Raw genomic sequence first — 14,166 nt, 5'->3', positions numbered from 1 at the left:
TCAGACCATTTTCCCCTGAAAAATCGGCACGGATTCAAACAGATAGCCATCGAACTCCGGCGCATCAACGTCGGAAAGTTCCATCAGGGTATTTTTCACGTTTTCCATGTGCTGCCACATCGCCTGATAGGATCCCATCACGTCGCGGCGGCGCAGCGCGGCCAAAATATTCTGATGATCAGCCAGCCATTTCAGACGATATCCACGCGTGGCAATATGGCTGTGTAACTGTTTCCACAGCGGACTGGAGTCGCGGTGCATCCAGATATTTTTGACCGAATCGAGCAGCATCTGGTTTTGTGTCGCGCCGGCAATTAGCAGGTGAAACAGGCGGTCATTGTCGCCACTCTCATCGTTAGCCACGATGGCGGTTTGTTCCTGCTCCAGCGTGCGGCGCAGATTTTCGATATCAGACTTGGTCGCCATTTTGGCGGCAAACGCGGCAATATTGCTTTCGAGTAACTGCCGCGCCTGTAAAATCTCAAACGGGCCAATCTGCCCCTGATACATCAGTTCATCTTCGCCCTCTTCCTGCGAAGGAATGCGGATCACATATACGCCCGAGCCCTGGCGGATATCCACCGTGCCTTCGAGCTCCAGCATCAGCAACGCTTCGCGCACGATAGTCCGGCTGACGCCATAGGTTTCTGCCATATTGCGCTCAGGCGGCAGACGGGAGCCCACGGCAAACTGCCCTTGCTTGATTTGCTCACGCAGGTCATGCCCGATTTCCTGATACTGTTTTCTGTCCTGCGAAACCACACCTTTTTCCACACGCTCACCTTGCTGCAAAAACAAAAATGAAAATCCAAAATAATTCGGGCTGCAGGCTCATGAACCACGCACCTGCAGCCGGAAGTATGACGGATTACTTTATCAGACTTAATGCCTGATCAAGCACTTTCGCACCATTGAGCGTTCCGTAAGCCATCATATCAATGACATCGATCGGAATATTGTGTTCATCGGTCAGCTTTTTATTTTCTGCCAGTTTGAATCTCACCTGCGGCCCTAACAGCACCACCTGAATATCGCGACCATAGGCTTCGAGTTCATCACGCAGATTATTTTCCGGGATCGCGTAGATCTGAAATTCCAGGCCACGGGCGGCGGCTTCTTTTTCCATTTTGGTGACCACAAGGGAAGTGGACATCCCTGCCGAACAGGCTAAAACGATACGTTTCATAGTGTTTCCTCGGGTTATTTATCTTCGTCGTCCAGCGTCAAAGACAACACGCCATTTTCACTGAGCGATTTAAACCAGCGAGATGATTTCTTCTGATGACGATTCCGGTTGTCATCGAGATCAATTTCAATCAACCCGTAGCGATTTTTAAAGGCATTCATCGGTGAGACGTTATCGGTAAACGCCCACAGCATATATCCCTGACAATTCGCGCCGTCTTCCCGCGCTTTTAACGTCCAGTAAAGATGTTCCGCGATAAATTCAATGCGGTAATCATCCTGAATTTCACCGGTAGCAGCATCGCGGAACTGGCCTTCATTTTCGATACCCATACCGTTCTCGGCCACGAACCACGGAATATTGTCGTATTCCGATTTAATGCGCATCGCCATGTCATACACTACGCGCGGATAAATTTCCCAGCCGCGGGATTTATTCATCCGCCGCCCCGGTAATTCAAAATGTTCGTAATAGTAAGCCGGATGGAATGGCGTCTCTTTATTCCATTCGCGGGACGGCGCTTTCACGCGGTGTGGGTAATACAGATTTATCCCCACTTCATCCACGGTATTATTTCGGATGATCGCCAGTTCCTGTTCGGAATAATCAAAATCAACGCCATGCTTTTCGAGTAATTCCAGCAACTCCTGCGGATACTCACCTTTGATCATAGGATCTAAAAACACGCGGTTATAGAACAAATCGTATAAGTGCGCCGCCTTCTGATCGTGCTGCGCAGTCGAACGGGCGTAGGTGACTTCCGGATTGAGGATCACACCTATGGTGCCCGCCGCGTTATGGCCTTTGCGGTAAAACAGCTCGACGACTTTGGCGGTCGCCAGCACTTTGTGGTGATTCCACTGCATCCATTTCGCCGTGTTCTGCTCGAAAGGCCAGCGGATGGCATCCAGATACACGCGGGTTTGCACCACCACCGGTTCGTTGAACGTAAACCAGCGGTCGACTTTATGGGCGAAGCGCTCAAACACTTTTTCGGCGTACAGCACGAACAGTTCGACAACTTTTTTCGAGCTCCAGCCATCGTATTTTTCAATCAGATAGGCCGGAAGTTCATAGTGCTCAAGGCACAGCATCGGCGCGATGCCCTGTAGTTTCATCTCATCGAGCAGCGAGTCGATGTAAGCGGCATACTCCTCATCGACGGTGCCCAGTTCATAATCGGTGAGAAAACGCGACCAGTTGATCGACGTGCGGTAATGGCTCAGCCCGCTGGCTTTCATCAGCGCCACGTCTTCTTTGTAACGGTGAATGAAATCCGTGGCTTTCGCCGGGCCGTAGCCGTTGTGCCAGACGTGACGGCTGTTTTTGTACCAGAGATCCAGATACGAATCCTGCCCGTTTTTCTTGCCGCTCCAGCCCTCGGTCTGCCACGCGGAAGCCGCGGCACCGAGGATAAATCCGTCAGGAATGGCGATGGAAACCTTGCTCATAACAGTCCTCTTTTATCCGAATAATTTTGTGCGCTTCAGGCCGTTGCAGCCTGTTTCTTCTGCATCGCCTCAAGCTGTGCCTGTTCGGCGCGGCGCGAGGCCACTTTCACAAACGGCAGATAAATCAGCACTGACACCACGATGCATCCGGCCTGGGTGATGACCGCGCCCATCGAACCGGCAGTGGATAGCCAGGCATTGATGATAGGCGGTGTGGTCCACGGCACCATGACCACGGCGCGTCCGGCAAAGCCGAGGCTGGTGGCGAAGTAACCGATGGTGCCGGTGATGAGCGGCGTGATGATGAACGGGATAGCCAGGATCGGGTTGAGCATGATCGGCATACCGAAAATCACGGGCTCGTTGATGTTGAACACGCTTGGCCCGAGCGACAATTTGGAGATTTCGCGCATTTCTTTACGGCGGGTGGCGAGCATCACGGCCAGCAACAAACCGATGGTGCAGCCGGAGCCGCCAATGCTCATATACACATCCCAGAACGGCATGGTGATGATGTTCGGCACTTCATGCCCCTGCTCGAACGCCGTCATGTTGACCATGATCGCGCCCAGCAACAGCGGTTCGCGGATAGGTTTGATCATCTGATTACCGTGAATGCCGATCACCCAGAACAGTTGCGCGACAAACATCAGCAGCAGAATGCCCGGCAGGCTTTGCATCACGGATTCCAGCGGACGCTGGATCACCTGATACACCGCATCGTACAGATACATGCCGGTGACCTGATGGAACACAAATCCGAAGGTGGCAATAATCACCACGGTAATAATGGCGGGAATTAACGCCGAGAACGACGCTGAGACATTTGGCGGCACACTTTCCGGCATCTTAATTCGCAGGCCGCTATAGCTTTCGAGTTTGGAATAAATCTCCACGGACAGGATCGCAATAAACATTCCGAGGAACAGACTTTTGGTATCGGAGAATTGCTTCGCCAGCACGTCTTTGACTTCCTGCATCTGACCATTCACCATCATATCGACAGTGGTGGGCGTCACGGCAATAAAACAAATGACCGCCAGCAGGCCCGGAAATAACGAACGCGAACCATTGATTCTGCCTAATTCAATACCGATTAAGAAGACGGCACCAATAGTCAGGAAACTCAGCGTGGCGTAGTTAATACTGCTCATGATCGGTTTGAGCGTGGCCAGCCACGACAACATTTCAAAGTGTGCTAATCCGTTTTTCGGATCCATCACCATGTTAGAAATTAAAACTGAGAATGCCCCCACAATAATGACGGGCATTAATGTGATAAAAGCCGCCTTGATAGCCATAATGTATCGGTAGCTATTGAAGGTGTTGGCGAATCCCCCGAGAGAATCGATAAAACGGTCTTTAAATGACATGACACCACCTCTTTTAATTTTGTGTAAAGCTGTACAGGTGTTTGTTTCGCATTGACCTTTTATACCGCTGGAAGAAAAGGTGCCGCGCGAAGTAGAGCCAGATTCCGTTTCTGAGAGTGATCCTGTCGGCCCGCATTCCGCTTTATTTCGTTCATAAAGCAAAATGTGGCATGCCAAAAAATAGCGTAATGAGAATTAATTTCTGTGACAGCGTTCTCACATGTGAATATTGGAATTCCAATATGATGAATTCACACTTTTCTGGTATACCAATTTGGAGTTTTCGATGGAATTCGATCTGGAACAAACGGTGATGGAGTTATTGATCAACGCCGGAGAAGCACGATCCAACGCGATGATGGCGATTCAGCACGCGCGTAAAAGAGAGTGGGCAGAAGCCGATGCGATGCTCAAAGCATCCGACGACGCGGCGCGTGTGGCGCACAAAGTGCAGACACAGCTGATTGGCCTGGATGAAGGCGTGGGCAAAATACCGGTGAACTTGATCATGGTGCATTCGCAGGATCACCTGATGACCGCCATGCTGTGCCGCGAACTGGCCGAAGAGATCGTGTTACTGAGAAAAGAAATGTTTGATAAGTAAGTGATCTCCCCCGCGAAGAGAAGGAAGCCTTCCGTTTTTTTAGGTTTGGCTTTTGCTCCTCCCCCTGCGAAGGGGGAGGCAGGGAGGGGGTGTTAATGGCAAAACGGCGACCAAAATAAACGTCAACCACATGATTTTTTTTGTAATACCCACCCCAACTCTCCCCTTTGCCGGGGAGGGAGAAAAAAAATTACAGCTCCAGAGCCAGCAGCTCTTCCACCGTCTGTCTGCGACGAATCACACGCGGTACGCCATTCTCAAACAACACTTCCGGCAAGAGCGGACGGCTGTTGTAGTTGGATGACATAGATGCGCCATACGCGCCGGTATCGTGGAATACCAGATAATCGCCGATGTTAACCGGTGGCAGCGGGAAAGTTTCGACGCCTCCGCCTGCCTGCTGGGTAAAGACATCGCCGGATTCACACAGCGGGCCAGCGATTACCGAATCCGTCAGCGGTTGCCCATCAAGCTGGCGGCCATCGGCCGGTAACAGCGAAATGTGGTGATAGCTGCCGTACATCGCCGGGCGCATCAGATCGTTGAAACCTGCGTCGCACAGCACAAAGTGACGGCTGCCCATATTTTTCACCGCACGGATTTGTGCCACCAGAACGCCGGATTCCGCCACCAGGAAGCGTCCCGGTTCGATTTCCAGTTTTACGTCATGCCCCAGATGCGCGGCGATTTGCTCACGGGCGAGGTTCCAAAGACCAAAGTAATGGCCAGTATCAATGGACTCTTCCTCAAAATGGTACGGAATCGACAAGCCACCACCGGCGGAAATTGCTTCAATATCCTGTCCGGTTTCAATCACCTGACGCACCATCGCATCACACACCTGCTCCAGATGACCATAGTCTACGCCGGATCCGATGTGCATGTGGATCCCAACCAGTTTCAGGCCGTAACGGCTGATTTCTGCCAGCGCCTGCGGTAAATCGGCATACCAGATCCCGTGTTTACTGTTTTCGCCGCCGGTATTGGTTTTCTGGCTGTGGCCGTGGCCGAAGCCCGGATTCACACGCAGCCACACCGGATGTCCGGTTTTCTGCTGCCCAATCTGGCTCAGCATGTCGATGGAACCGGCATTGACCGGGATATCCAGCGCGGTCACGCGTTCAAGCGTCGGCTGATCCATCACGTCGGCGGTAAAGACAATTTCACTCTGCTCGCGGCCCGGAATAAAACCGGCCACCAGTGCGCGTTCGATTTCACCCAGAGAAACAGAATCCACCTTCACGCCCTGCTCGCGCATCAGGCGCAGAATGTGAATATTCGAACAGGCTTTTTGCGCAAAACGGATGACGTCGAATTGACGCAGCTGCGCAATGCGCGCTTTGATGATTTCCGCATCATATGCCCAGACCGGGCAGCCAAACTGTTGGGTAAGAGCCAGTAAATTTTCGGCGTTAAGCGCGGTAGTGGTGTCGTTCAGGGCGCGTGGCATAAGGTTTTCCGTCAGGTGAGATCGTGTCTATTTCCCTCAGTATGCCGTGATACACGGTTGCGATAAAATATCTATTTCAGGCAAGTCTATTCATTTATGATATGACTTATTGCTCATCATCCGGATGAAAATCATGCCCGCCATTTCCCTGCGCCATATCGAAATTTTTCATGCTGTGATGACCACCGGTAACCTGACGGAAGCCGCCGCGTTGCTCAACACCTCGCAGCCGACCGTCAGCCGCGAACTTGCGCGCTGCGAAAAGTTGCTGAATTTACAACTGTTCGAGCGTCTGCGCGGGCGTTTGTACCCGACGGTGCAGGGATTACGTTTATTCGAAGAGGTGCAGCGATCCTATTACGGGCTGGAGAGGATCGTCAGCGCGGCAGAGGGCATCCGCCAGTTTGAGCAGGCGCAACTGTCCATCGCCTGCCTGCCGGTGTTCAGCCAGTCGCTGTTGCCGGCGGTCTGCAAACCCTTTCTGGATAAATACCCTGACGTCAGTTTCAATATTGTGCCGCAGGAGTCGCCGCTGCTGGAGGAATGGTTGTCGGCGCAGCGCCACGATTTAGGGCTGACCGAAAATACCCAGACGCCTGCCGGTACCGAACGCCAGACGCTGTTGACGCTCAACGAAGTTTGCGTGTTGCCTCCAGGGCATCCGCTGGCGGCAAAGCCATGCCTGACACCGCAGGATTTCAGCGGCCTGAATTTCATCAGCTTATCGGCGACAGACAGTTACCGTCAGCTTCTCGATACGTTGTTTGCCGAGCAGCACGTCGCGCGGCGACTGGTCATGGAGACGCACAGCGCCGCATCGGTCTGTAGCATGGTGCGCGCGGGCGCGGGCGTGTCGATAGTCAACCCGCTGACCGCCTTAGACTATGCCGAAAACGGCGTGGTGATCCGCGAATTCAGCATTGCCGTGCCTTTCACCGTCAGCCTGATCAAACCCTTGCATCGCCCCGCTTCCGCACTGGTTACTCTCTTTAGCGAACACTGTCATCAGCAGGCACAACGGTTTGCCGAGCGGCTGGAGCTGGCAGTTTCGTCCATCCGATAAAAAAGGCCACGCAGAAGAGATTCTGTGTGGCCTTTTCATTGCATCAATCGGATATTACGCGACGACTTTCTCAGTCTTTTTTGCCGCACGACGGAAAGTTATCACGCACAGCACGAAGCCGATGGCACCGAGGCCACCCGCCGCCAGAGGCACGCTGCTAAGACCCATGCCGCGTTCGATCACCGCACCGCCCACCCAGGCGCCCAGCGCATTGCCGACGTTAAATGCCGCAATGTTCAGCGTCGAGACCAGATTCGGCGCGTTTTTGCCGTAGGTCACCACGTTCACCTGCAATGCCGGAACCGCCGCAAAGTTGACCATCGCCCAGATAAACAGGGTGATTTCCGCCGCCACAAGATGAACGCTGGTGTAGCTGAACAGCACCGAGAACACGGCGATCAGCAGGAACGTGGTGGTCAGAGAAACACCCAGACGCCAGTCCGCCAGACGCCCGCCGACCACGTTACCGATAGTCAGGCCGAGACCGATCAGCAGCAACGTCCAGCTGACACCGTGCTCTGAAACGCCGGTGATTTCGGTCAGGATTGGCGCGATATAAGTAAACAGCGCAAACATAGCCGCCGCGAAGAAAATGGTGATCGACAAAGACAACCAAAGGCCGAGGCTGCCCAGCGCGCGGATTTCTTTGCGCAGGTCCGTCGGTTCTTCTTCTTTTTTATCCGGCAGCTTTTTATACAGCGCGAACAGCGACGCCACGCCGATAACGGCGACGACCCAAAACGTTGAACGCCAGCCGAATGCCTGGCCAAGCGCGGTACCCAGCGGAACGCCCAATACGTTCGCCAGGGTCAGACCGGTAAACATCAGCGCCACCGCAGAGGCACGACGGTTCGGTGCCACCAGACTCGCCGCCACCACCGCGCCAATCCCGAAGAACGCGCCGTGGCACAGTGCGGTGATCACGCGCGCCAGCATCAGGAAACCGTAACTGTACGACAGGGCGCACATCACGTTGCCGAAAATAAAGATGCCCATTAACAGCAACAGCGTATTTTTGCGCGGCAGTTTCGCGGTCAGCACCGCCATGATCGGCGCACCGATCGCCACGCCCAACGCATATCCGCTGATCAGCCACCCGGCCGACGGGATACTGACATTCAGATCACCCGCCACGTTGGGCAGCAGCCCCATGATGACGAATTCAGTAGTCCCGATGGCAAACGCGCTTAGCGCCAGTGCCAGAAGTGCAACAGGCATAACAACTCCCCGATATTATATTTAACCAATTTTTGAACGACGCTCAGCCGGACGGACTTTAAAAAGTCAGTCTGGCGAAACAAAAAAATAAGAAAATCAGACAGCAAATCAGCAGCGACAGGAATCGATAACCTTGTGTGTTTTATGGTTTTTATGCTGGTTTCCCTTTACAGAAATACCATGCAGATCACACTTTTGACCATACGCAGTCTGTGCCCTGCGCCCTGAAAAGGGCAGGCATTTTAGTTAAGGTTTTGAATATCAAAGTATTAAACAAATGTGAGTAAAGATGTCAAAAAGGAACCGTTCCCAGCGGGCTGACGTCTTTACCGTGGCTCAGTCTTTCTGCCCGCTCAATGACAGCCAGCGCGGATGGCCTTTAAACCATTCCACCAGAAAATCGAGCAGCGCGCGCAACGCCGCAGGCATCTGCCGCCGCGAGGCATAAATCGCATAAATTCCCATCTCCTGCGGCTGCCAGTTTTCCAGTAACGAAACCAGCTGCCCGCTGGCAATAAGCGGGGCCGCCGAATAGTAAGGCTGCATGACGATCCCCGCACCCTCCACCGCGCCGGTCAGCAATACCAGTGATTCATTGGCACTGAGATTGCCGCTTACCGGCACCGAAATTTTTTCGCCCTGCAGCTCAAACTGCCACAGGCTTTTGCCGAAATAGGAGTACGTCAGGCAGTTATGCACGCTCAGATCCTGCGGATGCTGCGGCGTGCCCTGCGCCGCGAGATAGGCCGGAGACGCGCACACCACCGACGGGCACAGCGCAAGCGGGCGGGCGATCAGGTTTGGATCCAGGTCGTTCGTGATGCGCAGCGCCAGATCGATGCGATCTTCCACCAGATTGATCGCCCGGCTCTCCAGCTGAAGATCGATACTCACCTGCGGATGTCGTCGCAAAAACTCGCTGACGGCAATCACCACCGCGCCCTGCCCAAAAGACTGCGAGCAGCTCAGGCGCAGTAAACCGCGCAACGCTTCGTCGGAAGTATCCGCCACGCTGCCCATGTCCGCCGCCACCGCGAGCATCTTGCGGCAGCGCGCCAGCGTATTTTCACCGGCATCGGTAAGGCTGAGTTTGCGGGTGGAACGGTGCAGCAGCCGCGCGCCGGACCACTTCTCCATCTCCGACAGATAACGCGTCACCATCGCCCGCGACATATTCAGCGATTCGGCGGCGCCGACCATACTTTTGCGTTCAACAATGGCAACAAACACTTGTGCAGCGGTAATTCTGTCCATGATTCGTCCGATTTATGCAACAAACAATTGCGCATTATCCTGTTTTTCTCGCGGATTATGCAACGTACAGTAGATGCTTACTGAACGTGATTATTTTTATGCCCCTGAGGAAACGTTATGCGTCTTGATCTCTTAAAACCACTGACCCTGATTGCCGCCCTGCTCAGCACCAGCCTGTCCGCTCATGCCGCTACCGTGCTGAAAATGGAGGTCTACAATCCGGGCGAAAGTGCTATCTTCCCGGTATCTTCAGAAATTATCACCGGCGAGAAAGAAGCCGTACTGATCGACGCCCAGTTCCAGCGTAACGACGCCGAAAAACTGGTCGAAAAAATTAAGGCCACCGGCAAAAAACTGACCACGGTGTACATCAGCCAGTCAGACCCTGATTACTACTTCGGGCTGGACGTGATCCACGCCGCGTTCCCGGAGGCAAACATCGTCGCCACGCAGGCGACCATCGATCTGATCAACGCCAGCAAAGACGGCAAAGTCGCTTTCTGGGGTCCGCAACTGAAAGAGAATGCGCCAAAATCCGTGATCGTCCCGCAGCCGCTGAAAGGCAGTTCGTTCGAGCTGGAAGGACACAAATTTGAGGTGAAAGGCGTCGATGCCGCGCGCACCTTTGTCTACATTCCTTCACTGAAAGCCGTCGCTGGCGGTGTACTGGTCAACGGCGACAACATGCACGTCTGGACAGCAGACACCCAGACGGCGAAATCCCGTAAGCAGTGGGTAGAAGCACTGGATGAAATCGCCGGTCTGAAACCTGATGTTGTCGTGCCGGGGCATTTCCTGCCGGGCGCGCCGCATACGCTTGAAGCGGTGAAATTCACCCGCAATTATCTGCTGACGCTGGAAAAAGAGCTGCCGAAAGCTAAAGATTCCGCCGCACTGGTTGCCGCGATGAAAAAACATTATCCGCAGCTGAAAGACGATTCTTCATTACAGTTGAGCGCGAAAGTATTGAAAGGGGAAATGCAATGGCCTTAATAAATACATTTTCCGTATAATTGAATGAATAAAGCGGCGGGATTATTTCCCGCCTTTTTTTTATTTTAAAATCATTAAGAAATAACCGTGTTAAATACTTTCATGGATTTAACCTTATGATTTTCCGAAAAAAATCAAAAATCCATTATTAAACAACTCTGACTTAGTATTTATAAATTGAACCCTTACGTTCCCCATATTAGACTCCCGCCAGATAGCACTCCCCCACCTCAAGGCCCATGAATCCTGTCATTCACACAGGCTAGCCTGACCCTGTCTTATATAAAGGAATATTATGAATTGGTATTTGAAGGTACTTAAAAATTACACCTGTTTTTCTGGCCGCGCACCCAGAAGTGAGTACTGGTGGTTCTCAATGTTTAATTTCCTTATTTCCATAGCATTAAGTTTGATCGCAAGTTTACTGGGAGATGAATATGTAATATCCGGCCTCTATTCTTTATTTATCTTCCTGCCTGGTCTGGCCGTAACGATTCGCAGGATCCACGATGCCGGTTACAGCGGATGGTGGGTTCTCTGCCCCATTTTCAATTTAATCGTCTTGTTTTTCGCAAGTGAAGATGACAACCGTTTCGGCCTCCGCCCGGCAGATATTGCCCGGTAAACTCGCGTGTGTGGGTACCAGCCCTGCATCCGATTTATGGTTTAAGAATTTTTACGGCGCGAACGTCTAAAGATCACATTTTCATATAGGGTGCTGCGCCATACGCAACACCCTTTTATGGATTGCAGAACAAACCGTGGATATCAGCGGATTACACCGGCTGGTCTGAACGCAAAAACCCGCATAACGCGGGTTTTTTTAATGGCTGTCGCAGGCAGAACTTACGGCGTTACCCGTACAAATTCCCCTTCGGCCTGCACGTTATGCCCGAAACCGCAGTCGCCGGTGGTGTGCAATCTGACGTTTTCATCGGCGAAGTTCATCTCTACCGTACATTGCCCCTCACCCGCTGAGGCGTCATCGGCTTCATGATAAACCGCGTGATTGTCTTTAATCGCGGTCACCACCGAGAATTCGCCGATGTTAGGGCCGTAGTACAGCGACATCTGCCCCATATACTGACCGGAGAAGTCGATTTTAAACTGTGCCTCTTCGGCTTTGACGTCCACCAGATTCCAACTGCCATAACCGGCGTATTGCCAGTATTCGCCCGCCGCGCTCTCGGGTTTTGGCAGCGCATCGAGTTTTGGCTGGATCTGGCTGAGGTTGTATTGTGATTTTTTGTCAGCAGGCGCCAGCATCAGCCAGGCTTTGGCTTTGCGGTAATTGCCCTGACGGATGTAGGTCAGCGCGATGTTGTTGTACGCCGTGGCAATCTGATCCTGTGGCTTGTGGCAGAATTCGCTCCAAGCCACCTGATTGCGGAAAACTTCGCGCGCTTTGGCGAATTCGCCCTGCTGGTACGCCACTTTTCCGGCAGAGGCATAAATACCCGCTTTCACGCAATCGGCGTTAATGTCCGGCTCATCAATCTGAGCAAAGGCCTGAACGCTGGTAAAACATCCTGCCACCAGCAGAAAATTCACTGCGACTTTCATCAAACATCCTTCTACTTTTGTGGTCTACAGAGCTTCGTGCTGGAAAAACATCCTTACAAGTACTTTATTGCCCTATCGCGCTAAGGCACTCATTCTGGGATGATTAGGCTTCACAACATATCGATTAAACATGGCAATTATGACTAAAAAACCTGGGAAATCGGCGCAATGGGGCGCCGTCTGGCAATTGATTAAGCCTTATTGGCGCTCAGAAGAAAAGTGGCGTGCCTGGGGCATGTTGGCCACGATCGTTATCCTCTCACTGGCAACCGTCTACATCAGCGTCCTGCTAAACGAATGGAACCGCGTATTTTACGATGCGCTGCAAAACAGAAACTACCCAGTTTTCAAAGCCCAGCTGTGGAAATTCACCTGGCTGGCACTGCTTTTCATCGTCATTGCGGTGTACAGGGTTTACCTGACGCAGGGCCTGCAAATGAGCTGGCGACGCTGGATGACAGAAGAGTATATGGAGAAGTGGCTGACCAATCACGCCTATTATTACACGGAGTACCAGCATCAGGTGGATAACCCCGATCAGCGTATTTCTGATGACCTGAATGCCCTGACCAGCGGCACACTTTCACTGGTTCTCGGGTTGCTGTCGAGCGTTGTCACGCTGTTCTCCTTCGTCTTTATTTTGTGGTCGATCAGTGGCCCGCTCAACTTCGTGTTCGCCGGCCATCATTTCGACATTCCCGGCTACATGGTGTGGTTCGCCCTGCTGTATGCGGCGCTGGGTTCCTTCATCATCTGGTGGATCGGTAAACCGCTGGTCAAACTCGGATTTAATCAGGAATGGTTCGAGGCGAACTTCCGTTTCGGGCTGATCCGTATCCGTGAAAATAGCGACGCTATCGCGCTGTACCACGGCGAGAAAAACGAACGCGACCAGCTTTCCGGCAAGTTTGATTCGATCAAAACCAACTGGTGGTCGATCATGCGCGTCACCCGTCGCCTGAATATTGCCTCCAACTTCTACGGTCAGTTTGCCAATATCTTCCCGATTCTGGTTGCTTCCCCGCGCTATTTTGCCGGTGCTATCCAGATGGGGGCGCTGATGCAAATCGCTTCGGCGTTCGGTCAGGTGCAGGGTGCGCTGTCATGGTTTATTGATGCCTTTACCGATCTGGCCAACTGGAAAGCGACCGTTAACCGTCTGGCAGGTTTTAACGCCGCGATTGATCAGGTTAACGCTCAGCCACGTGGCATAAACGTCGGTGAAAGCGCGGAACATGCGCTGAAACTCGATAATCTGACGCTGAATCTGCCGGACGGCAGCCCGCTGTTCTGCAACGTTTCTGCCGACATGAAACCGGGCGAACGTGTACTGATTGCCGGCCCTTCCGGCTGCGGTAAATCTACGCTGCTGCGCGCCATTGCGGGTATCTGGCCTTACGGCGCAGGCAATATCTCGCTGGCACAGGGCAAGCGTTACCTGTTCCTGCCGCAACGTAGTTATATTCCGATCGGCACCCTGCGCGATGCGCTGAGTTATCCGGATGCCAGCCGCGAATATACCGACGAGCAACTGCTGCGCGTGCTGGAGCAATGCCGTCTGCCGCACTTGGCTTCGGTCGCCATGCTCGATGATTATGCCAACTGGAGCCAGCGCCTGTCGCCGGGCGAGCAGCAGCGTCTGTCGTTTGCCCGCGCACTGCTTATCAAGCCAGATACGCTGTTCCTTGATGAAGCTACCAGCGCAATGGATGAAGAAACTGAGCATCGGGTTTATGCGTTACTGCTGAGCGAACTGCCGGAAACGTCGGTCATCAGCGTTGCGCACCGTAACACGGTGGCGAAGTACCATCAGAACTGCTGGCGTTTCAAAAATCAGGAAAACGGTCCGTGCGGATTTACCTCGAGCGCCGTTCTGCCTGAATAGCGTCTGACGCCCGCGTAACAAACTATCGAAGCGTATAAAGGTTGCTGATAACAGCAACCTTTTTTTTTGCTTTCATAACCCATTTCAGCGCACAAAACCCGCAACACAATTTGTTCAAATGTATAC

13 protein-coding genes are annotated in these 14,166 nt (G+C 52.8%); 5 read left to right on the top strand and 8 right to left on the bottom strand.

Annotated features, from left to right (window positions below; translation table 11 throughout):
• From I2123_RS06090 to I2123_RS06075, 4 genes are all read right to left on the bottom strand, one after another.
• A complete protein-coding gene (locus tag I2123_RS06090; RefSeq protein ID WP_112165934.1) occupies positions 1-774 on the bottom strand; it encodes an FCD domain-containing protein in 774 nt (257 codons plus the stop codon).
• A 94-nt stretch (positions 775-868) separates the two neighbouring features.
• Positions 869-1,186, bottom strand: coding sequence for a PTS sugar transporter subunit IIB (locus tag I2123_RS06085; protein ID WP_112165932.1), 318 nt, complete (start codon positions 1,184-1,186; stop codon positions 869-871).
• Between the two features lie 14 nt (positions 1,187-1,200).
• A complete protein-coding gene (locus tag I2123_RS06080) occupies positions 1,201-2,637 on the bottom strand; it encodes a glycoside hydrolase family 1 protein (protein ID WP_213051990.1) in 1,437 nt (478 codons plus the stop codon).
• A gap of 35 nt (positions 2,638-2,672) precedes the next feature.
• Positions 2,673-4,010, bottom strand: a complete 1,338-nt coding sequence (locus I2123_RS06075) for a PTS sugar transporter subunit IIC (RefSeq protein WP_112165928.1) — start codon at positions 4,008-4,010, stop codon at positions 2,673-2,675.
• Positions 4,011-4,296: 286 nt separating this feature from the next.
• Between I2123_RS06075 and I2123_RS06070 the strand changes: the two genes are divergently transcribed.
• Complete coding sequence (locus I2123_RS06070; RefSeq protein ID WP_112165926.1) at positions 4,297-4,614, top strand: PTS lactose/cellobiose transporter subunit IIA; 318 nt, start codon at positions 4,297-4,299, stop codon at positions 4,612-4,614.
• 190 nt (positions 4,615-4,804) lie between these two features.
• On the opposite strand, the gene lysA is transcribed toward I2123_RS06070, so the two are convergent.
• Complete coding sequence (lysA, locus tag I2123_RS06065; protein WP_213051989.1) at positions 4,805-6,064, bottom strand: diaminopimelate decarboxylase; 1,260 nt, start codon at positions 6,062-6,064, stop codon at positions 4,805-4,807.
• 133 nt (positions 6,065-6,197) lie between these two features.
• On the opposite strand from lysA, the gene I2123_RS06060 reads away from it, so the two are divergent.
• Positions 6,198-7,127, top strand: a complete 930-nt coding sequence (locus I2123_RS06060) for a LysR family transcriptional regulator (RefSeq protein ID WP_213051988.1) — start codon at positions 6,198-6,200, stop codon at positions 7,125-7,127.
• 54 nt (positions 7,128-7,181) lie between these two features.
• Here the strand turns inward: I2123_RS06060 and I2123_RS06055 are convergent, their stop codons facing one another.
• Together I2123_RS06055 and I2123_RS06050 are read right to left on the bottom strand one after the other, a co-directional pair.
• Positions 7,182-8,345, bottom strand: coding sequence for an MFS transporter (locus tag I2123_RS06055; RefSeq protein ID WP_112165921.1), 1,164 nt, complete (start codon positions 8,343-8,345; stop codon positions 7,182-7,184).
• A gap of 336 nt (positions 8,346-8,681) precedes the next feature.
• Positions 8,682-9,599 (bottom strand): LysR family transcriptional regulator, encoded by a 918-nt coding sequence (locus I2123_RS06050; protein WP_112165919.1) that lies wholly within the window; start codon positions 9,597-9,599, stop codon positions 8,682-8,684.
• Between the two features lie 117 nt (positions 9,600-9,716).
• Between I2123_RS06050 and I2123_RS06045 the strand changes: the two genes are divergently transcribed.
• Positions 9,717-10,592, top strand: coding sequence for an MBL fold metallo-hydrolase (locus tag I2123_RS06045; protein WP_112165917.1), 876 nt, complete (start codon positions 9,717-9,719; stop codon positions 10,590-10,592).
• Between the two features lie 295 nt (positions 10,593-10,887).
• A complete protein-coding gene (locus tag I2123_RS06040; RefSeq protein WP_112165915.1) occupies positions 10,888-11,217 on the top strand; it encodes a DUF805 domain-containing protein in 330 nt (109 codons plus the stop codon).
• 221 nt (positions 11,218-11,438) lie between these two features.
• Here the strand turns inward: I2123_RS06040 and I2123_RS06035 are convergent, their stop codons facing one another.
• The gene (locus I2123_RS06035; protein WP_213051987.1) at positions 11,439-12,155 is read right to left on the bottom strand and encodes a tetratricopeptide repeat protein; all 717 of its coding nucleotides are present in this window, start codon (positions 12,153-12,155) and stop codon (positions 11,439-11,441) included.
• 130 nt (positions 12,156-12,285) lie between these two features.
• Here I2123_RS06035 and I2123_RS06030 point away from each other — a divergent pair, with 130 nt between their 5' ends.
• Positions 12,286-14,040 (top strand): ABC transporter ATP-binding protein/permease, encoded by a 1,755-nt coding sequence (locus tag I2123_RS06030; protein WP_112165910.1) that lies wholly within the window; start codon positions 12,286-12,288, stop codon positions 14,038-14,040.
• Positions 14,041-14,166: the final 126 nt, after the last annotated feature.

The sequence above is a fragment of the Rahnella inusitata genome (assembly GCF_018288855.1).
In the GTDB taxonomy this organism is placed as follows: domain Bacteria; phylum Pseudomonadota; class Gammaproteobacteria; order Enterobacterales; family Enterobacteriaceae; genus Rahnella; species Rahnella inusitata.
Note: the sequence above shows the minus strand (reverse complement) of the source record. Positions and strands in the feature narration are given on the sequence as shown.

Excerpts from the sequence above, each read along its gene's own strand:
- I2123_RS06045 (WP_112165917.1), top strand. The coding sequence starts at position 9,717 with ATGCGTCTTGATCTCTTAAAACCACTGACCCTGATTGCCGCCCTGCTC.
- I2123_RS06055 (WP_112165921.1), bottom strand. The coding sequence starts at position 8,345 with ATGCCTGTTGCACTTCTGGCACTGGCGCTAAGCGCGTTTGCCATCGGG.
- I2123_RS06075 (WP_112165928.1), bottom strand. The coding sequence starts at position 4,010 with ATGTCATTTAAAGACCGTTTTATCGATTCTCTCGGGGGATTCGCCAAC.
- I2123_RS06050 (WP_112165919.1), bottom strand. The coding sequence starts at position 9,599 with ATGGACAGAATTACCGCTGCACAAGTGTTTGTTGCCATTGTTGAACGC.
- I2123_RS06080 (WP_213051990.1), bottom strand. The coding sequence starts at position 2,637 with ATGAGCAAGGTTTCCATCGCCATTCCTGACGGATTTATCCTCGGTGCC.
- I2123_RS06035 (WP_213051987.1), bottom strand. The coding sequence starts at position 12,155 with ATGAAAGTCGCAGTGAATTTTCTGCTGGTGGCAGGATGTTTTACCAGC.
- I2123_RS06040 (WP_112165915.1), top strand. The coding sequence starts at position 10,888 with ATGAATTGGTATTTGAAGGTACTTAAAAATTACACCTGTTTTTCTGGC.
- I2123_RS06085 (WP_112165932.1), bottom strand. The coding sequence starts at position 1,186 with ATGAAACGTATCGTTTTAGCCTGTTCGGCAGGGATGTCCACTTCCCTT.
- I2123_RS06030 (WP_112165910.1), top strand. The coding sequence starts at position 12,286 with ATGGCAATTATGACTAAAAAACCTGGGAAATCGGCGCAATGGGGCGCC.
- I2123_RS06070 (WP_112165926.1), top strand. The coding sequence starts at position 4,297 with ATGGAATTCGATCTGGAACAAACGGTGATGGAGTTATTGATCAACGCC.
- lysA (WP_213051989.1), bottom strand. The coding sequence starts at position 6,064 with ATGCCACGCGCCCTGAACGACACCACTACCGCGCTTAACGCCGAAAAT.
- I2123_RS06060 (WP_213051988.1), top strand. The coding sequence starts at position 6,198 with ATGCCCGCCATTTCCCTGCGCCATATCGAAATTTTTCATGCTGTGATG.